Origin of the sequence: Candidatus Pelagibacter sp. (assembly GCF_052048095.1) — a bacterium.
Taxonomy (GTDB): domain Bacteria; phylum Pseudomonadota; class Alphaproteobacteria; order Pelagibacterales; family Pelagibacteraceae; genus Pelagibacter.
Genome location: NZ_JBNAKG010000001.1, coordinates 336,454 through 355,261 on the forward strand (window position 1 = coordinate 336,454; position 18,808 = coordinate 355,261).

The window sequence follows — 18,808 nt, forward strand, 5'->3', positions numbered from 1 at the left end:
ATTATGTCAATTTTTAAAAAATAGCTTAAGTAGCTGTATATTCTATAAAATATACATATAAATATTAAAATAATGAGTTTACCAAAATTTAAAAATTTTAATTTAGATGTTTATAGACCAGGTAAATCTAAATTAGGAAACATTAAAAATATAATAAAGTTATCTGCTAATGAATCTGCGCTTGGCACAAGTCCAAAAGTAAAAAAAATATTAAATTCAAAAAATTTAAAAATTTTTAAATATCCAGATCCACTAAGTAATTCTTTAAAAAAAGAAATTTCAAAAAAATTTAGATGTGATGAGACAAAATTAATATGTGGCTCAGGTTCAGATGAAGTTATTCAAATGATTTGTCAACTTTTTCTTAATTCAAAAGATGAAGTAATTATTCCTAGATATAGTTTTTTAATGTATAGAATATATTCTGCTATTGTAGGAGCAAAAGTAGTCTTAGCTGAAGAAAAAAATTTTAAAGTAGATGTTAATAATATTTTAAAAAAAGTTAGCAAAAATACTAAAATTGTTTTTATTGCTAATCCAAATAATCCTACAGGTACTTATTTAAATTACAAAGAGCTAATACAGTTAAGAAAAAAATTAAGGCAAAACATTCTATTAGTTATAGATGACGCTTATTTTGAGTATATGAAAAATAATGATTATAAATCTGGTTTAGATATATTTAGATCTAAAGAAAATGTTTTTGTTTTAAGAACTTTTTCTAAGATTTATGGTTTGGCCTCTTTAAGAATAGGATGGGGTTATGGGTCAAAAAAAATTATTTCTGCACTAAATAGAATTAGACCTCCATTTAATGTTAATGCAATTGCTCAAACTGCAGCAGTAGAGGCATTAAAGGATACAAAATTTATTGTTAAATCAGTTAGACATAATTTAAGAGAAGCAAATAAGTTAAAATCATTTTTAAGTACATTAAATATTTCAACAAATCCTATTTCAGCAAATTTTTTACTACTTAATTTTGATGAGTGCAAGCTAGCAGCTAGGAGTGTTTATAAAAAATTACAGTCTAAAGGAGTTATTTTAAGAAATGTTGAAGTAGGTTATAAAATTAAAAATAAGTTAAGATTAACTATCGGATCAACAAAAGAAAATGCTGCTTTCATGAAAGCAATGAAAAGTTTGTTTAATTAATGAAAAATATTTTAATTATTGGCTGTGGTTTACTGGGATCTTCTTTGGTTAGAAAAATAAAACAAAAAAAAATTTCTAAGAAAATTTTTGTCTATGAAAAATCAAAAAAATACCTGAGTCAGATTAAGAAACTTAAACTTCCATGTAAAATTGTTAAGAATCCTAATGAAGTTATAGATTTATGTGATTTAATAATTTTTTGCACACCTATGAGTGAATATCAAAATATTATTAAAAAGATTAATCCTAAACTAAATTCAAAGAATATTGTTACAGATATAGGATCATCTAAAATTGAGTCTCAAAAAATTATAAATAAATATTTAACAAAAAAAACAAATTGGTTATCTAGTCACCCAATTGCAGGATCAGAAGTAAGCGGACCAACAAATGGATATGCATCTATATTTGATAATAAGTGGTGTGTATTAATTAAGGACAAAAATACAAAACTTAATACTCTTAAAGTTTTGAAAAATTTTTGGAAAAAAATTGGATCAAAAGTAGTTGTTATGAATGCTGATCAACACGATAAAATTTTTTCAATTACAAGTCACTTACCTCACTTGATTGCATACAATTTAGTTAAATCGGCACAAGATTTTGAAAAACAGCAAAGTTATAATTTGATACAATACAGCGCTGGTGGTCTGAGAGATTTTTCTCGTATAGCAGCTTCCAACGAAATAATGTGGAGAGATATTTTTTTTAATAACAAAGGAAATGTATCTAAAGCAATAGATTTATTTGTCAAAAATTTATTAGACTTTAAAAAAGATATTTTGAAACAAAATAATAAAAATATTTTGTTAAAATTAAAAAATACAAAAAAAGTAAGAGCCAAGATAATTAAGCTTAAACATGATATAAATAAACCTGATTTTGGTAGAGATTAATATTTTGATATATTAGTAATTTTTTTAACTTTAAGATTTGCAGTTTTTTCAATTAATTTAATAGTTTTCAAAGTATTCATTATTAGCACTTTTTTTCTTGGCCCATAAGCATGCAAGAAATCATTTTTGTTAGTACATATTCCTACATGACCTTTCCAAAAAATTATATCTCCTTTATTGAATTTTTTATTTCTCTTAGCTTTACAGAATTTTATCTGATCTTTTGTATCTCTTGGAAAAAATTTATTATTATAAAAAAAGAAAATTTGCATCAAAGCTGAACAATCTATACCGTCTGCGCTTCGTCCACCCCATAAATATTTAGTATTTAAGAAAAGTTTTAAAATTTTGATGTAATTTTTTTCTATATGATCTTTTATGATTAAGTCTTTTTTATTGATCCATTTATTTTTTTCAAATTCAAAATAATTTCCATATTTTTTCAAAATCATTATTTTTGAACCAAAAAATATTTTCTGTTTTAATCTTGTAAATCTTCCTTTTTTTAATTGAAAAGTTTTTGCGCTTAAATTCTTTACTTTTAATGTTGGATAAAATGTTTCCTTAAAACTGGATTTTTTAATGTAACCCACATAGTTATCAAAATTCAGTTTTATTTTTAACCACTCTTTTTGTTTTTTTATTATTGTAAATTTTTCTCCATAAAGAATTTGAGAAATTATTTCTGATTTTAAGGAAGGTTTTAAATAAATATTTCCTAATGATTTATTGTAATAAAGTTTATTTTTCACTGATCTTTAATTTATCTTTTATATAATAAAGAATTATTAATGAAGGTATAACCATAATAGCCGTTATAATAAAAAATATTCCCCAGTCGCCTTGTAGCCAATCAACTAACGCGCCAGATGATGAAGCAAGTGTAGTTCTTCCTGCGGTACCTATCGAAGCTAATAATGCGTATTGTGTAGCTGTGTAGGTTCTATCAACAAGAAGAGAAATAAATGCAACAAAAGCAACTGTTGCAAAAGCAGCGGCAATATCATCAAAAATAACAGCGACTGCAAATAATACTTCTGATTTTCCACTCCAAGCCAAAACACTAAATAATAAATTTGTTCCAGCCATTAAAATTCCCGCTAAAAACATTGCTTTTAGTACTCCAGATCTAATAACAAACAATCCTCCGAGCAGTGTAAATATTACAGTTGTAATCCAACCTAATGTTTTTGAGTAAATTGCAATATCAGATTTGCTAAAACCTATTTCTTTGTAAAAAATAATGGACATCCGGCCAAGAAAAGCCTCACCAATTTTAAATAAAAAAACAAAACCCAGAATACCTATAGCAATTGAGAAGCCATTTTTTTTAAAAAAACTAATTAAAGGGCCACTTATTGTTCCACTAATCCATGCAAGAGATTTAGAAAAAATATTACCTTTTCCAAGTTTGTTAGAAATTAAATCATCATTATTTTTTTGAATAACATCTCTATCATTGTTAATAGGTTCATTTACAAACATTAAGCCAATATTCATTAAAATTATCAAAGTGCCTAAAATGAGAAAAGTAAGTTGCCAATAGTTTTGAAACCCAGAATTTTCCAGAATATCAGCAGTGAATAATGAAATTACTCCTCCAAGTTTATATCCAGTCCACCACCCAACAACAACCATTGCTGCACCAGCAGCCATTGATTTTCCCTCTTGTTCACCTATTTGCTCAATTCTTAAAGCGTCAACAGTTATATCTTGAGTGGCTGATGCAATTGCTATCAATAAGCCTACCGAGATAACTAATGCTAAGCTTTCACTTGGGTTAAGCATGCTCCATAAAACTAATGACGATAAAATTATAATTTGCATTGAAACAATCCAGGCTCTTCTGTGTCCTATTTTTTTTGTTAAAAAAGGAATGTGAATTCGATCAATTAATGGAGCCCATAGATAATTAAAAGCGTATACTCCAAAAATAAGTCCTGCCCAACCTATGGTAGATCTATCAAGACCATCTTCTTTCAACCATAGACTTAAACTACTACCAATTAAAACCCAGGGGAAACCTTGGATAGCACCTAATAACAAAATCTTTAACATTCTTATGTCAAAATAAACAGAAAACGTCTCTGAAAGGTTTTGTTTTCTAAATTCAATCATTTAATTCCTCCAAAATGCTGGCACAAATAGAATTAGAATTGCAAATAATTCTAGTCTACCAAGTATCATGCCAACAGTAAGTATCCATTTGGAAATATCTGGTAAAGAAGAAAAGTTTCCATTCGGACCAATTGTTGATCCTAATCCTGGACCAACATTTGAAATAGATGTTGCTGCACCTGAGATAGCAGTAATAAAATCTAATCCTGTAAGTGATAATAATGCAGATAAACAAAAAAAGATTAAAAAGTAAAAAAATATAAATGAGATTATTGATGCAATAAATTTTTCATTTATTGAGTTTTCTGCATATTTTATTACAAAAACACCTTTGGGATATATTATCTTCTTTATTTGGTTCATGATAAAAAGATATAAAATTTGGAATCTAAAAACTTTTACACCACAAGTAGTTGATCCAGCGCAGCCACCTATAAACATTAACATTAAAAACAAAACTATCGTGAAACTGCCCCAACTATCAAATTGATCGTTAACATAACCAGTACCAGTAATGATAGAAATTACATTGAATAATATTGATCTCAGGTCAAAAGACTGAATATTATTAAAACTCAAATAAATTCCCAATATAACTATTGAAAAAAATATAATCTTAAAAAAAGTTCTGATTTGACTATCATTTTTGAAAATTTGCTTATCGCCATTCAGAAATTTTATGTATGCAATGAAAGGTAAACTTCCTAAAATAATAAATACCATTGATACAGACTCTATATAAGCGCTATCAAAATAACCAATCGAGTCGTTGTAATTTGAAAAACCACCTGTTGCTATTGTAGTCATTGAGTGTGTTAAACTATCAAAATAATTCATTCCAAAAACTTTATAAAAAAAAGCACATAAAAGCGTTAAAATTGAGTAAATATAAATTAATCTTAAAGCTATCTCTTTAGACTTAGGGAGAATTTTTTCTGAGGAATCGTTATTGGAAATTTTAAAAAGCTGCATTCCACCCACGTTCATTATAGGCATTAAAGTGATTGCCATTACTATTATTCCAATCCCACCTAACCACTGCAATATAGCTCGCCATAATAATATTGCTTTAGGTGTATTCTCTAAGTTGCCAATAATAGTTGAGCCAGTAGTTGTGATACCTGACATGCTTTCAAAAAATGAGTCTGTTACTGAAAATTCCATTGAAGAAAAAATAAAGGGAAGTGACCCAAATATTGCAATACTTAACCAAGACAATGCTGTTAAAAGAAAGGCCTGTTGTAGATTTAATTTTTTATCATGGTCTAGATTTGACAAAAAAAATAAAGTACCAAATATTATTGTTGCTATAGAAGCCCCAATAAATGATGAGTCTAATTCAGAAAATAGGATTTGAGCAAATACAGGTATGATCATTGATATACCAAGAATTATCTGAAGTATTCCTAGTGTGAAAAAAACAGTTTTATAATTACTCATTTTGAAAGAATCATATTTTATGGTAAATAAATTTCAACACTTTAAGAATTAGCAATTACTTCTTTAAATAGTTAAATTTAATTTATTAATGATTAAAAAAGAAAATTTAGACAAAACAAATGCATGGCCAATAGTAGAAGCTAAAAAAATGCTTCGTGAAAGAAAGTCATTAATCGAAAAAAAGGGCAAGATAACACTTCAAACGGGATATGGTCCAAGTGGATTACCTCACATTGGCACATTTGGAGAAGTCGCTAGAACTTCAATGATGGTTAATGCTCTGAAGTGTTTAACAGATTTGCCAACAGAGATAATTACTTTCTCTGATGATATGGATGGTTTGAGAAAAGTGCCAGATAATGTGCCGAACCAAGATCTTTTAAAAAATAATTTAAATAAACCACTTACTCAAGTTCCCGACCCTTTTGAAAAATTCAATAGCTTTGGTGAGCATAATAATGAAAAACTTAAATCGTTCTTAGATAGTTTTAATTTTAATTACAATTTTAAAAGTTCAACAGAGCTTTATAAAGCGGGATATTTTAATGAAACATTGAAATTAATTCTTGAAAATTATGAAGGTATAATGGAAATTATATTGCCAACTCTAGGCCAAGAACGACAAAAAACTTATAGCCCATTTTTACCTATATGTCCTGACACAGGAAAAGTTTTAGAAATACCAGTTATAGAGTTTGATAAAAAAAATTCAAAAATCATTTTTGACAATAATGGAAAAAAACTTGAAACAAACATATTAGATGGTGCTTGTAAATTGCAGTGGAAAGTTGATTGGGCTATGCGATGGTATGCTTTAGATATTGATTTTGAAATGTATGGAAAAGATCTAATTGAAAGTGCAATTTTATCTACAAAAATAATTAAATTACTTGGTAAAAAAAATCCGTCTGGTTTTGCGTACGAATTATTCTTAGATGAGAAAGGTGAAAAAATATCTAAATCAAAAGGGAACGGGATAACAATTGAACAGTGGTTAGAATATGCATCACCTGAAAGTTTATCTTTGTACATGTATCAAAATCCAAAAAGAGCAAAAAAATTATATAAAGAGATAGTACCAAAAGCAGTAGATGAATACTTAGATTTTATTGAAAAAGCAAAAAATCAAAATGAACTTCAGATATTAATGAATCCAGTTTGGCATGTTCATAATGGAATGATTCCAAAAGAAAATATGATTATGTCATTTTCAATGCTACTAAATTTAGTTGAAACAAGTAATGCAGATACAAAAGAATTACTTTGGAAGTTTGTTAAAAAATACAAAAAAGATATTAATGAAACTGAACATCCAATATTTGATAACTTAGTTGGTTACGCGATCAAATATTTTAATGATGTAATAAAATCACAAAAAAAATATAAAAAACCAAATGAGGCAGAGAGCAATGCATTGAGAGCTCTTATATCGAAACTAGACAATTGTAATGATGATATGAAACCAGAGGATATACAAACAGAAATATATTCTACAGGTAAAGAAAATGGTTATGCTGAAAATTTAAGGGATTGGTTCAAACTTATTTATGAAGTTGTATTTGGTGTAGAAAATGGACCAAGGATGGGATTTTTTATTAGTTTTTTTGGTGTTAATGAAACAAAAGAACTTATAAAAAGTAAAATAGAATAATGTTTTCAAATTTTCGATCTTTATTATTTAAAATTGATCCAGAAACTGCACACACACTAGCAATTAAAAGTTTAAAATTTAATTTTATTCCAGATATATTTGATGAAAATTCTAGTGATCCTCTCTTTTCAACAAATCTTTTAAATAATGATATTTCAAATCCGATTGGTATGGCAGCTGGTTTTGATAAAAATGCAGAGGTTTATAACTCTTTATTTAAGTTGGGTTTTGGGTTTGTAGAAGTTGGAACAATTACTCCCTTGCCTCAATATGGAAACCCTAAACCAAGAGTTTTTAGATTAGTAGAAGATGAAGCTCTTATAAATAGATTAGGATTTAACAATAAGGGATCTGATAGCGCATATGATAGAATTAACAATAATCCTAAAAAAGGAATTTTAGGAATTAATATTGGACCAAATAAAGATACTACTGATAGATTAAATGATTACTTACTTGGCTTGGAAAAGTTTCATAATTTAGCAGATTATATAACGATCAATATTTCTTCGCCAAATACCGAAAATTTAAGAAATTTTCATGACGAGTCAAAATTAGATGATTTATTAAGTAAGATTAATTCTAAAAAAAAAGAACTTAATTCAAAAGTTCCGTTAGTGGTTAAAATATCTCCTGATTTAAAAGATGTACAAATTGAAGAAATAGCAAATATTCTATTATCAAATAAAATAGAAGCAGCGATAATTTCTAATACATCAGACTCTACTAGAGAAGGTTTAAATGATATTCAAAAACATCAAAAGGGAGGGCTTTCAGGAAAGCCAATTGAAAAAAAATCAAATAACGTGATTAAAAAATTCTATAAATATTTTGATAAAAAAATAAAAATAATTGGAGTGGGAGGAGTGGATTCTGGCGAAAGCGCTTATCAAAAGTTTTTAGCTGGAGCTGATTATGTCCAACTTTATACAGGTATGGTTTATCAAGGACCAAATATTGTAAGTAAAATTAAAAATGAGTTAAAAGAAATACTTACCAAAAAGGGAGTTAAAAATTATTCTGAAATTGTTGGAAATCATTCATAATTTGCGTTGTATTAAACTTGACGCATGAAGGATCTCCCCTTATATAGTGCCGTAAATATTATGTCTAAAAAATGTGAATTAACCGGCAAAATCCCTATGAAGGGTCATAATGTTAGTCACGCTAACAATAAAACAAAAAGAAGGTTTTTGCCAAATTTAAAAAAAGTTAAATTTACAAGTGAGCTATTAAAAAGAAGTTTAAAAGTGACTGTAAGTAATGCTGGAGTGAGAACAGTTGATAAAAAAGGTAGTTTTGATGAATTTTTAAAAACTGTTAAAAATAAAAACTTATCTCCTAGATTAAAAAAACTTAAAAAAAGTATTTTAATCAAATCACCGTACGTAAAAAAAGCTACTCCGTCATCTAAATCAGCTTAATGAAAAAACCGTTTTTATTACTTTCACTTCTGATGGGAGTGATTGTTCTTCTTTCAAATTATTTAGTTCAATTTCCAATAAATAAGTTTGGTTTAGAAAATATACTTACTTATGGTGCTTTTAGTTATCCCGTTGCTTTCTTGATTACTGATCTAGCAAATAGATCTTATGGAAAAAATGGCGCAAAAAAAGTTGTTTATTTTGGTTTTTCAATAGGAATTTTATTTACATTAATCTTCTCAACTAATTTTGGAGATATGATCTCAATTCGAATAGCAATTGGATCAGGAACAGCTTTTATTGTTGCTCAACTATTAGATGTTCAAATTTTTGATAAACTTAGAGAAAAAAAATGGTTTATTGCACCTTTAGCATCATCAATGATTGGTTCTATCATCGATACCTTTCTTTTTTTCTCTATTTCATTTTATGGAACAGGAATACCATGGTTTTCTTTAGCTTTAGGAGATTTAGCTGTAAAAATATTTGTAGCATTAATAATGCTAATTCCATTTAGATTATTATTTGGTGTTTTAAAACCAGTTAAGGCTTAGTACATAAATTTATAAGACAGTATTTTGTAAGCTAATTTAGCTACTAAAAAATTATATGAATTAAAACCTTTAATTGGTGCTAATTCATTTATATCAGCACCAACTATATTAGAATTTTTGGCAGCTATTCGTATGATATTTAAAGTTTCATCCCACAATAAACCACCAGGCTCAGGTGTTCCAGTCGCAGGCATAATACTGGAGTCTAATCCATCTACATCAAATGTAAGATAAACTGTTTTGTTCTTAATTAATTTTTTAAACTTTTTTAAATCCCATCTAGGTTTATCTTTTGCCCAAAATATATTTATTCTAGATTTATTTTTTTTCAAAAAGGGTATTTCACTTTCTGAAATATTTCGAATTCCAAACGAAATAGTAGATACATTTTTATGATCTAAACAACGTCTGATTGCTGAAGCATGAGAAAATTTTTCTCCGTTATAACTGTCACGAAGATCAGCATGTGCATCAAAATGTAATAAACAAATATCTTTATATCTTTTAACAAATGGATCTATACATCCAGGAGTAATTGAATGCTCACCACCAAATGTCATAGGAAAAAGTTTTTTACTCAGTATTTCTTTATTAACAGCAGCCATTTTTTTTAAGGCTTTATTTATATTTTTATCAATCTTAAAAGGCTCTAAGGTTTTAATACCAATTTTTTTGTAAGGCTCACAATTAAGCTCTTCATCGTAAAGCTCTACTTGATGAGATGCTTTAATTATTTCTTTAGGACCATTCTTGGTACCACCACCATAGCTTACAGTTTTTTCAAGTCCAAACGGAACTATGACCACTTTTTCTTTGAAATTGAATTTGTTATCAATTCCTAAAAACCCTTTTTTATTTGAAAGATATCTCAACTTAACTAAATATTTTTGAGAAATTTTTTCTTTCTCTGTTTTTCCATTCACCTTTGTGATACGCATCACTTGCAATCAAAGGTAGAACACTAGTTGCTTCTGCAAATACCATTTGCTCTTGAGTGACATCAACTTTACCCCATGAACTAGCTTCTTTAAGAGTTGAGCTGCTACACGCTCCATCTCTTGAATCGGCAACTGTTATTTGAACGGCATATTTATGCATTTCAACTTCTTTTCCAAGAAGTTCAGCACAAATAACAGTATCTTGAATAAAGTTTTTAGGAACACCACCACCAATCATAAATAATCCAGAACCTTTTGATCTAATTTTAATTTCAGTCAGTTCTCTAAATTCTCTTATTGAATCGATAGTCATATGTTTTTTTGGATTTTTTTCTTGATGTATCACCAATCCAAAACCAGCACTAGAATCTGTGAAGGCTGGGCAAAATATAGGTAAATTGTTGTCAAATGCTGTTTCAATTAAAGAATCTTTTTTAACTGAATTTTTTTTTAGATATTTCCCCATTTCATGAATGAATTCTCTAGAAGTATAACTTCTTGGTTCTAAAGTATCTGCAATTTCACAAATTTTTTTATCACAGATTTGAAGTTCATCTTCATCAATATAAGTATCATAAATTCTATCGATATAATTTTTTCTTAGTTCTGTATCATCTTGAAATTGTGAACCTTGATAATGTTTAAAACCTAACGCTTCAAAAAAATCCATATCAATTATAGATGCACCGGTAGCAACAATTGCATCTACCATGTTGTATTTTACTAAATCTTTATAAATATTCATACATCCAGCAGCAGATGTTGATCCTGCCAATGTTAAAAAAATTGTGCAATCTTTATCCTTCAACATTTGATTATAAATGTTTGCTGCATTAGCGGTTTCTCTCGAAACAAAAGACATTTTCTCCATTGAAGATATTATTTTTCTAGAGTCGAAAGATGTAATATCTATATGCTCGACTGGGTTTTTTAGGAAATCTTTTTTACTATTATGTCCTAAAGGTTTGTTATCTGACATTAAGCAACCAATATACCTTGATTGCTATTTTTATCATACATGCTCATGATTGGTTTATCTTCTACCTCATAGATAAGGTCTGAAAAAAAACCATTAAATTGAGTTCTAAAAGTTAAACCATAAGCTCCAAGTTGTCCTAATTCTATATAATCATTTTCTTTTACATTGTTTGGCAATAAGAAAGGACCTTTCATATAATCCATGCTATCACAAGTTGGACCATAAAAATCAAAAGCTGTAAGTTTTTTTGAGATAATCTTATTTGATTGATCTTTAATCATTTTTGAAGGGTAAACAATATTTGGAGTGCCAGCATCAAATAAAGTTCCATAAGTTCCATCATTTATATAAAGTTTTTGTTTTTTTCTTAAATTTACCCTTACAATTGTTGAACCACTTTCAGCAACCAAGGCTCTTCCAGGTTCACAGATAATTTCAGGAAGTTTTTCTAATTTTAAATTTGCCAAACCTTTTTTAATTTCATCAAAATAACTATCTAAACTTCGAGGAATTAAATCAGGATATATAGTGGGGAAGCCACCACCCACATTTATGTAATCAGGTAAAATTTTTGTCTTTTTTATAATATTTCCTATTTCAGAAATACCTTTTGAATATGAAATCGGATGCATGCATTGAGAACCTACATGAAAACTTATACCAAGTTTTGACGCATATTGTTTTGCTAGTCGCAACAATCCAATCGCCTCTGCACTAATTGCTCCAAATTTTTTTGATAAATCTATTTCCGCGTGTTCATTTGATACTGCTACTCTTACAAATAATTCTAAATCTTTTGCATTTTTTGTACTTTCAATAATTTTAATTAATTCATCTTTTGTATCTAATGAAAATGTTTTTACGCCGTATTTAAAGTAAGCTTTTTCTATGCTCTCTCTTGATTTCACTGTATGCATGAATGAGCATTTAATATTTGGATTAATCTCTTTTATGTTTTTAATTTCTTCAATTGAAGCAACATCAAATTGGTCAATACCACTTTCTACGATAGTTTTTAGAACCTCAGGATGAGGGTTTGTTTTTACTGCAAATAGTATTTTTCCTGGAAATTTATCTTGAAAGAATTTTGAGGCAGTTTTAATCGATTCTTTTCTGATACAGTATACTGGCTGCTCAGGACGTAGTTGACTTATAAGCTCTTCAACAGTTTTAAATTTTTGCATTTCATATGCCTCCAAAAAAAATTTAATAAAAAAAAGCTTTAAATTCTTAAAACTTTAACAATAAACGTGCAATTAGAGCAATATAGACTTGATGTAAAGCAAATAATTAAGTGTTGTAATCCAGGAATAAATCACCATATTACCCTTGTTATGAAAGAACAAGCTGTACTAAAAAACATCAATGATTTTGAGAATAAGTCATTACTTTTAGTGGATGATGATAATCCATTTAGAGAGAGACTTGCGAGAGCTATGGAAAAAAAAGGTTTCTCGGTTGTACAAGCTGAAGGTGTACAAAAAGGAATTGATACAGTTAAAACTTCGAAGCCAGGTTTTGCAGTTGTTGATTTAAGATTAAACGACGGGAATGGTTTAGATGTTGTAAAAGAAATTCAGAATTCAAATTCAGATAGTAGAGTAATTATGTTAACTGGTTATGGTAATATTCCAACAGCAGTAGCGGCAATTAAAGAAGGCGCTATTGATTATTTAGCAAAACCTGCTGATGCTGAGGATGTGGAAAAAGCTTTATTAGCTGATCCATTAAAAAAGGCTGCACCACCAGAAAATCCAATGTCAGCTGACAGAGTGAAGTGGGAACATATACATAGAGTATTCGAATTATGTAACAGAAATGTTTCTGAAACAGCTAGAAGATTAAAGATGCATAGAAGAACTCTTCAAAGAATTCTTTCTAAAAGATCTCCTAAATAAATTTTCTAAAACTTAAAATTTTTTTTGAAATAATTACTAGCAAAGCTAGTTTGAATAATTCTGCAAGTAGAAAAGGATAAACTCCAAATTCTAATATTGGCTTATCCCATCCTATAAGTGTGCCTAACCATAAAACACCCAAAATATATATCGTTGAGACGGATATTAATAATTTTAAAATTGTTTTTAATAAATTATCTTTAGAACTTATCATTCCAGCGATTACTGTTGCTGATAAGAAACCAATTAAATATCCCATAGTAGGACCAGTGAAGTAAACTAAACCAATACCTTTCTCAGGCGAATTTGAAAAAACTGGTAATCCAGCAATACCTTCGAGTAGGTATAAGCTAACTGTAGCTAAACCTATTTTATATCCAAAAGCTAAACCCAAAAACATTACAACAAAAGTCTGCATTGTCATTGGTACAGGATAAAATGGAATCTTAATTTTAGCTGAAATGGTCAAAGCTAATGATCCTAGAATTACTATTAAAAAAGTTTTTACAATTGATGATTGATTTAAGTTTTTAACAAGTTCCATTTGTTATCTTTACAATTATTTTATTTAATAATCTACTTTTTTTAATATCCAAAAATTAATTATTATATAGAATAATTCTAAAAAAAATCTTTAAAACCTTAATTTAATGACAAAAAAATCTGAAGAACATTACTATCTAGTTGATGGATCTGGATATATTTTTAGAGCTTATTACGCTTTGCCTCCGCTAACAAGAAAAAGTGACGGTCTTCCTACAGGTGCAGTGAGTGGTTTTTGTAGCATGTTATTTAAGTTGTTAGAAGATTCTAAATCAGATCAAAATTTACAAAAGCCTACACACTTTGCTGTTATTTTTGACTCTGCTAGAAAAACTTTTAGAAATGAAATTTATAGTGATTATAAAGCAAATAGATCAGAAGCGCCTGATGACTTAGCTCCACAATTTGAATACATTAGAAAATCTGTTTTAGCTTTTAATCTACCTTCAGTGGATCTAATTAATTATGAAGCAGATGATTTAATAGCTACATATGTTGAGCAAATATTAAAAAAAGGCTCAAAAGTTACAATTATTTCTTCTGATAAAGATTTAATGCAACTCTATAAAAAAGGAGTTCGAATTTATGATCCTATGAAAAATAAATTTATTTCAGAAGAAGATGTAAAAAATAAATTTGGTGTTGATGCTAGCAAGGTAATAGATGTTCAATCACTTGCTGGAGACAGTAGTGATAATGTACCTGGTGTGCCTGGAATTGGAGTAAAAACAGCAGCAGAATTAATAAATAAATATGGAAATTTAGAAGAGTTACTTAAAAATGCTCATGAAATTAAACAGAATAAAAGACGTGAAACTCTTATCGAAAACAAAGATAAAGCCATAATTAGTAAAAAATTAGTAACTTTAGATAATAAAGCGCCTGTAAAAAACAAATTAGAAGAATTTAAACTCACAGATATTGATAAAGAGAAATTATATACTTTTTTAAGAGAGATGGAATTTAATAGACTTTTAAGTTCCGCAATATCTGCTTATGGAGAAGCTGGATTTAAGGATGATAAAGCTGAGCCTGAACAAAAGAAAGATAATAATCCAATAACTAATAAGAATTATAAATTAGTCACAAAACTAGATGAAATAGATAAACTTGTTAATGAAGCTGAAGAGGCCGGAGAATTTGCAGTAGATACAGAGACAAACTCATTAGATCCGCATCAAGCTGAGCTAGTAGGAATATCAATAAGCACAAAGATTGGAAAAGCTAGCTACATTCCAATTGGTCATAAATCAAAAAAATATTTCAAAAAAGATGATGTTTTAAAAAAATTAAAACCAATTTTAGAAGACAGCAGTATTAAAAAAATTGGTCAAAATATTAAGTTTGATTTTATCATTTTTTACCATCAAGGAATTACGCTCAATTCGATGGAAGACACTATGTTAATGTCATATGTACTAGATGCTGGGAAAAATAGACATAATATGGATATTTTATCCGAATTACATTTGGGTCACAAAACAATCTCATTTAAAGAGATTGTAGGCACTGGAAAAAAAGAGATTAATTTTAGTGAGGTGGAAATAGAAAAAGCCAAAGATTATGCAGCTGAAGATGCTGATATTACTTACAGACTTTATAAAAAATTTAACAAAAGTTTAAAAAGTGAAAAATTAGTAAATATTTATGAGAACTTTGAAAAACCTCTCATAAAAATTTTAGCTTTCATGGAAATTGAAGGTATTAAAATTGATAGTAAATTTTTAAAGACTTTATCTACAAAATTCGAGAAAAAAATTAGTAAGCTTGAGAAAGATGTATTTAAAATTTCAAAAAAAGAATTCAATATTGCGTCTCCTAAACAACTTGGTGAAATTATTTATAATGATTTAAAAATAGCAAATTTAAAGAAAACAAAAAAAGGTAGTTTTGCAACTAGTGCTGCAGTTCTTGAGGATTTAGCATTTAAAGGACACAAGTTTCCACAACTAGTTCTTGATTGGAGGCAAGTATCAAAATTAAAAAATACCTATTCAGATACTTTACCTGAACATATCAACAATAAGACTAATAGAGTTCACACTTCGTTTTTGTTAGCTGCAACCACAACTGGTCGTTTAGCTTCTAGTGATCCAAACTTACAAAACATCCCAATTAAAACAGAAGATGGCAGAGATATAAGGAAAGCTTTTATTGCAGATGAAAACAAAACTTTAATTTCTGCTGATTATAATCAAGTTGAAATGAGAATTTTGGCCGACTTAGCAGATGTCAAAGAATTAAAAAAAGCTTTTAAAAATGATGTTGATATTCATTCATTAACAGCAAGTCAGATATTTAATGTCGATATTAAAAAAGTAAATTCTGATCAAAGAAGAAAAGCTAAAGCAATCAATTTTGGAATCATCTATGGGATTTCACAATATGGTTTAGCAAAACAAATCAATGTTTCTAACCATGAAGCCGAAGAATTTTTAAATGCTTATTTTTTAAAGTTTCCAGAAATAAAAATTTACATGGATAGCACAATAAAATTTTGTAGAAAAAGTGGATTTGTAAATAATATTTTTGGCAGAAGATCTCATTTCAATGCGATTAATGATAAAAATTATAATGTAAGAAATTTTCAAGAAAGAGCAGCAATTAATGCTCCTATTCAAGGATCAGCTTCTGAAATAATGAGATTAGCTATGATTAGATTAAATGAAAAATTATCAGAAACTAAATATAAAGATTGCAAAATACTTTTACAAATTCACGATGAATTAATTTTTGAGACACCAAAGAAAGATGTAGATAAAATTTGTAAGTTAATAAGACAAGAAATGTCAAGCGTATCAGAAAGTGAGTTCCATTCATTTTCAACACCATTAACTGTAGACGTAAATGTTGGTGATAATTGGGGCGTATTACATTAATTTTGTTATTTGCCCAAATTAGAACAATTTAGTATTTTTAAAAGAGTGTATGCAAAAACAAACTATTGCTCTTATAGATGATGATAGAAATATACTTACAAGCTTAAGTATAGCCTTAGAAAAAGAAGGTTTTAAGGTTCAAACCTATATTGATGGTGAGAGCGCTTTAATAGGATTAACAAGAACACCACCAGATTTGGCTGTGGTTGATATTAAAATGCCAAAAATGGATGGTGAAGAGCTTTTAAAAAAACTTAGAAAAAAAACTTCTTTACCTTTTATTTTTTTGACTTCAAAAGATGATGAGATCGACGAATTATTAGGATTAAAACTTGGAGCTGATGATTTTATAAAAAAATCAGGTGGTTTTTCCATTAAGGTTCTTATTGAGAGAATAAGAGTTCAATTAAGAAAAAAGGACACAAATATTACAATAGAAGAAAATAAAAGTATTATTTCACATGGCAAATTAAAATTAGATCCTTCACAATTAGAATGTGAATGGGATGGCAAACAACTTCCAGATAAACTTACAACAACAGAATTTTTGATTGTTAAAGAGTTAGCTAAAAGACCAGGAATTATTAAAGAGAGAGCACAACTAATGGATATTGCTTATAGAGAAGATACTGACATTGAAGATCGAACAATCGATAGCCATGTAAAACGTATCAGAAAAAAGTTTAAGAAGGTTGATCCAGAATTTTCAGCTATAGAAACCAGATATGGTAGTGGCTATAGGTGGAATGTTGGCTAATGTTAAATAATGTAATAAAAAATTTATCAATTTTAAAAAAATTTTTATTCATTAATTTTTTATTTTTTTTAGTAATAGGAATATTAACAATATTTTATCTAAAAAATGTTCAACCAAATTTGATAAAAAAAAAATCTGCTAATCACATTAACGTAATAAATAATACTATAGACAATATCTTAAGATTAGATGTAAATTTGAATAAAAGAGATATTCAAAAATTTTTAACATCAACGCGTTTTCTATTTCAAAACCTAGATAGAGTTATATTTTTTGATAATGAACTGAATCTTATAGGAGATACAGATACTTTAGATTTAGATCCAAGAGCATTTTCTCAAAGGTTAAATATAATTGAGTTTGAAGTATTAAGTGAAGAAAAAACAAAAGAAATAGTTGAAAAAAAAAATATTAATATAAATAAAAAAAACTCGATTTCTTTGAAGGATGTTCTTTTTATTTACATTGATTCAAGAAATTTTGGAAAACCATATACTTTTTCTGAGGAAACTTATGAACAATTTAAGTTAACGACAATTAAGAATATTAATAAAGATGGTAACAATGTTGGGTATGTTGCAATTACAGAAAACGCTAATGATGTTAGAGCTGCAATACAAGAAAGAGAAACATTTATCATACGAACGGCAATAGTAGTTGCAGTTGTAATTTTGATTTTTTCATTTGTTTTGAATAGGTATTTTTTAAAACCAATTCAAAATCTTGTTAGTTATACAAAAAATATTAAAGCAAAAAGAAAAGAAAAAACAAATATTGAAAGTTTGAAAATAAGGAATGATGAATTAGGACTTTTATCACAGTCGTTGGATGATATGACTTTAGAACTTCAAAAAAGGATCTCTAATGCAGAAAACTTTTCAACAGACTTGGTTCACGAAATTAGAAACCCCTTAGCATCTTTGAAAAGTGCCTCAGAAATTTTACAAGACACAGATAATGGGGATCAAAGAGAAAAACTAGTTAATATTTTAAGTCATGATGTTGAAAGAATTGAAAGATTAATAACTGATTATTCACAAATACTAAAAGATGAAGTTGCTTTAAGTAAAGAGAAGATGAAAAAAATTAATCTTGAACCAATAATAAAATCTGTTGTTGACGATTTTAATAATATCTATTCTGCAAAAAGAGGAATAAATATTTCTTTTAAAGATGATGGAAATAAGGATTATTTTATTAATGGTATTGAAAATAGAATTGAGCAGATTATTGCAAATTTATTAGACAACTCTATTTCTTTTAGTGATGACAATACTAATATTTTTGTAGAATTGATCAAAAATAATCAAAATAACATTTCAATAAAAGTGATTGATGAAGGAAGAGGTTTTAAGGAAAAAGATACAAACAAAATATTTAAAAGATTTTACAGCAATAGACCTGACAAATTTGGAAAACACTCAGGTTTAGGATTAAATATTGTTAAAAATTTAGTAGATTTACACGATGCAACAATTTCTGCCTCAAATAATCTTAATAAAAAAGGTGCTTCAATAGAAATTAATTTTATAAAAGCCTAATGATTGTTGATTATTTTTTATTTTATTGTTAGAAG

At 27.9% G+C, this 18,808-nt stretch carries 17 protein-coding genes; 10 read left to right on the forward strand and 7 right to left on the reverse strand.

What is annotated here, in order from left to right:
• The first annotated feature begins 72 nt into the window (after nucleotides 1-72).
• Both hisC and ACTT9P_RS01780 read left to right on the forward strand, forming a co-directional pair.
• Entirely contained in the window at nucleotides 73-1,155 is a 1,083-nt protein-coding gene (hisC, locus tag ACTT9P_RS01775; protein ID WP_440908979.1) for a histidinol-phosphate transaminase, read from the forward strand.
• Nucleotides 1,155-2,051 carry a prephenate dehydrogenase gene (locus ACTT9P_RS01780; RefSeq protein WP_440908980.1) on the forward strand — a complete coding sequence of 299 codons (897 nt, stop codon included), beginning with the start codon at nucleotides 1,155-1,157 and terminating at the stop codon, nucleotides 2,049-2,051. Before hisC ends, ACTT9P_RS01780 begins: the two co-directional genes overlap by 1 nt.
• Here the strand turns inward: ACTT9P_RS01780 and ACTT9P_RS01785 are convergent.
• The 3 genes from ACTT9P_RS01785 to ACTT9P_RS01795 are packed head-to-tail and all read right to left on the reverse strand — an operon-like array spanning nucleotide 2,048 to nucleotide 5,609.
• On the reverse strand, nucleotides 2,048-2,803 hold the full coding sequence (locus ACTT9P_RS01785; RefSeq protein ID WP_440908981.1) for a C40 family peptidase: 756 nt from the start codon (nucleotides 2,801-2,803) through the stop codon (nucleotides 2,048-2,050). The genes ACTT9P_RS01780 and ACTT9P_RS01785 overlap by 4 nt on opposite strands.
• A complete protein-coding gene (locus tag ACTT9P_RS01790; protein ID WP_440908982.1) occupies nucleotides 2,793-4,169 on the reverse strand; it encodes an AmpG family muropeptide MFS transporter in 1,377 nt (458 codons plus the stop codon). Before ACTT9P_RS01790 ends, ACTT9P_RS01785 begins: the two co-directional genes overlap by 11 nt.
• Complete coding sequence (locus ACTT9P_RS01795) at nucleotides 4,170-5,609, reverse strand: TrkH family potassium uptake protein (RefSeq protein ID WP_440908983.1); 1,440 nt, start codon at nucleotides 5,607-5,609, stop codon at nucleotides 4,170-4,172.
• 88 nt (nucleotides 5,610-5,697) lie between these two features.
• Between ACTT9P_RS01795 and ACTT9P_RS01800 the strand changes: the two genes are divergently transcribed.
• Genes ACTT9P_RS01800 through ACTT9P_RS01815 form a run of 4 tightly spaced genes read left to right on the forward strand, consistent with a single transcriptional unit; the run spans nucleotide 5,698 to nucleotide 9,238 of the window.
• Nucleotides 5,698-7,260, forward strand: a complete 1,563-nt coding sequence (locus ACTT9P_RS01800) for a lysine--tRNA ligase (RefSeq protein WP_440908984.1) — start codon at nucleotides 5,698-5,700, stop codon at nucleotides 7,258-7,260.
• The gene (locus ACTT9P_RS01805) at nucleotides 7,260-8,306 is read left to right on the forward strand and encodes a quinone-dependent dihydroorotate dehydrogenase (protein WP_440908985.1); all 1,047 of its coding nucleotides are present in this window, start codon (nucleotides 7,260-7,262) and stop codon (nucleotides 8,304-8,306) included. Before ACTT9P_RS01800 ends, ACTT9P_RS01805 begins: the two co-directional genes overlap by 1 nt.
• Nucleotides 8,307-8,366: 60 nt before the next feature.
• Nucleotides 8,367-8,684: a 50S ribosomal protein L28 gene (gene rpmB / locus ACTT9P_RS01810; RefSeq protein WP_440908986.1), complete on the forward strand. Its 318-nt coding sequence runs from the start codon at nucleotides 8,367-8,369 to the stop codon at nucleotides 8,682-8,684.
• Nucleotides 8,684-9,238, forward strand: coding sequence for a queuosine precursor transporter (locus ACTT9P_RS01815; protein WP_440908987.1), 555 nt, complete (start codon nucleotides 8,684-8,686; stop codon nucleotides 9,236-9,238). The genes rpmB and ACTT9P_RS01815 overlap by 1 nt, the downstream gene beginning before the upstream one ends.
• Here ACTT9P_RS01815 and speB read toward each other — a convergent pair.
• The 3 genes from speB to ACTT9P_RS01830 are packed head-to-tail and all read right to left on the reverse strand — an operon-like array spanning nucleotide 9,235 to nucleotide 12,339.
• The gene (gene speB, locus ACTT9P_RS01820; protein WP_440909961.1) at nucleotides 9,235-10,110 is read right to left on the reverse strand and encodes an agmatinase; all 876 of its coding nucleotides are present in this window, start codon (nucleotides 10,108-10,110) and stop codon (nucleotides 9,235-9,237) included. The genes ACTT9P_RS01815 and speB overlap by 4 nt on opposite strands.
• A 1-nt stretch (nucleotide 10,111) precedes the next feature.
• Nucleotides 10,112-11,155 (reverse strand): 1,9-bis(guanidino)-5-aza-nonane synthase, encoded by a 1,044-nt coding sequence (locus ACTT9P_RS01825; protein ID WP_440908988.1) that lies wholly within the window; start codon nucleotides 11,153-11,155, stop codon nucleotides 10,112-10,114.
• Nucleotides 11,155-12,339, reverse strand: coding sequence for a type III PLP-dependent enzyme (locus ACTT9P_RS01830; protein ID WP_440908989.1), 1,185 nt, complete (start codon nucleotides 12,337-12,339; stop codon nucleotides 11,155-11,157). Before ACTT9P_RS01830 ends, ACTT9P_RS01825 begins: the two co-directional genes overlap by 1 nt.
• Nucleotides 12,340-12,489: 150 nt before the next feature.
• Between ACTT9P_RS01830 and ACTT9P_RS01835 the strand changes: the two genes are divergently transcribed.
• Nucleotides 12,490-13,053 carry an ActR/PrrA/RegA family redox response regulator transcription factor gene (locus ACTT9P_RS01835; RefSeq protein WP_440908990.1) on the forward strand — a complete coding sequence of 188 codons (564 nt, stop codon included), beginning with the start codon at nucleotides 12,490-12,492 and terminating at the stop codon, nucleotides 13,051-13,053.
• Here ACTT9P_RS01835 and ACTT9P_RS01840 read toward each other — a convergent pair.
• Nucleotides 13,046-13,597, reverse strand: coding sequence for a biotin transporter BioY (locus ACTT9P_RS01840; protein ID WP_440908991.1), 552 nt, complete (start codon nucleotides 13,595-13,597; stop codon nucleotides 13,046-13,048). The two genes, ACTT9P_RS01835 and ACTT9P_RS01840, sit on opposite strands and share 8 nt — an antisense overlap.
• 106 nt (nucleotides 13,598-13,703) lie before the next feature.
• On the opposite strand from ACTT9P_RS01840, the gene polA reads away from it, so the two are divergent.
• From polA to ACTT9P_RS01855, 3 genes are read left to right on the forward strand one after another with little or no spacing between them, the layout of a single operon-like run.
• Nucleotides 13,704-16,475: a DNA polymerase I gene (gene polA / locus ACTT9P_RS01845; protein WP_440908992.1), complete on the forward strand. Its 2,772-nt coding sequence runs from the start codon at nucleotides 13,704-13,706 to the stop codon at nucleotides 16,473-16,475.
• A 49-nt stretch (nucleotides 16,476-16,524) separates the two neighbouring features.
• The gene (locus ACTT9P_RS01850) at nucleotides 16,525-17,232 is read left to right on the forward strand and encodes a response regulator transcription factor (RefSeq protein ID WP_440908993.1); all 708 of its coding nucleotides are present in this window, start codon (nucleotides 16,525-16,527) and stop codon (nucleotides 17,230-17,232) included.
• Nucleotides 17,232-18,773, forward strand: coding sequence for an ATP-binding protein (locus ACTT9P_RS01855; RefSeq protein WP_440908994.1), 1,542 nt, complete (start codon nucleotides 17,232-17,234; stop codon nucleotides 18,771-18,773). Before ACTT9P_RS01850 ends, ACTT9P_RS01855 begins: the two co-directional genes overlap by 1 nt.
• The last annotated feature ends 35 nt before the right edge of the window (nucleotides 18,774-18,808 follow it).

Excerpts from the sequence above, each read along its gene's own strand:
- ACTT9P_RS01795 (WP_440908983.1), bottom strand. The coding sequence starts at position 5,609 with ATGAGTAATTATAAAACTGTTTTTTTCACACTAGGAATACTTCAGATA.
- ACTT9P_RS01835 (WP_440908990.1), top strand. The coding sequence starts at position 12,490 with ATGAAAGAACAAGCTGTACTAAAAAACATCAATGATTTTGAGAATAAG.
- ACTT9P_RS01855 (WP_440908994.1), top strand. The coding sequence starts at position 17,232 with ATGTTAAATAATGTAATAAAAAATTTATCAATTTTAAAAAAATTTTTA.
- ACTT9P_RS01790 (WP_440908982.1), bottom strand. The coding sequence starts at position 4,169 with ATGATTGAATTTAGAAAACAAAACCTTTCAGAGACGTTTTCTGTTTAT.
- ACTT9P_RS01830 (WP_440908989.1), bottom strand. The coding sequence starts at position 12,339 with ATGCAAAAATTTAAAACTGTTGAAGAGCTTATAAGTCAACTACGTCCT.
- ACTT9P_RS01800 (WP_440908984.1), top strand. The coding sequence starts at position 5,698 with ATGATTAAAAAAGAAAATTTAGACAAAACAAATGCATGGCCAATAGTA.
- polA (WP_440908992.1), top strand. The coding sequence starts at position 13,704 with ATGACAAAAAAATCTGAAGAACATTACTATCTAGTTGATGGATCTGGA.
- ACTT9P_RS01840 (WP_440908991.1), bottom strand. The coding sequence starts at position 13,597 with ATGGAACTTGTTAAAAACTTAAATCAATCATCAATTGTAAAAACTTTT.
- ACTT9P_RS01780 (WP_440908980.1), top strand. The coding sequence starts at position 1,155 with ATGAAAAATATTTTAATTATTGGCTGTGGTTTACTGGGATCTTCTTTG.
- rpmB (WP_440908986.1), top strand. The coding sequence starts at position 8,367 with ATGTCTAAAAAATGTGAATTAACCGGCAAAATCCCTATGAAGGGTCAT.
- ACTT9P_RS01815 (WP_440908987.1), top strand. The coding sequence starts at position 8,684 with ATGAAAAAACCGTTTTTATTACTTTCACTTCTGATGGGAGTGATTGTT.
- ACTT9P_RS01805 (WP_440908985.1), top strand. The coding sequence starts at position 7,260 with ATGTTTTCAAATTTTCGATCTTTATTATTTAAAATTGATCCAGAAACT.
- ACTT9P_RS01850 (WP_440908993.1), top strand. The coding sequence starts at position 16,525 with ATGCAAAAACAAACTATTGCTCTTATAGATGATGATAGAAATATACTT.
- hisC (WP_440908979.1), top strand. The coding sequence starts at position 73 with ATGAGTTTACCAAAATTTAAAAATTTTAATTTAGATGTTTATAGACCA.
- ACTT9P_RS01825 (WP_440908988.1), bottom strand. The coding sequence starts at position 11,155 with ATGTCAGATAACAAACCTTTAGGACATAATAGTAAAAAAGATTTCCTA.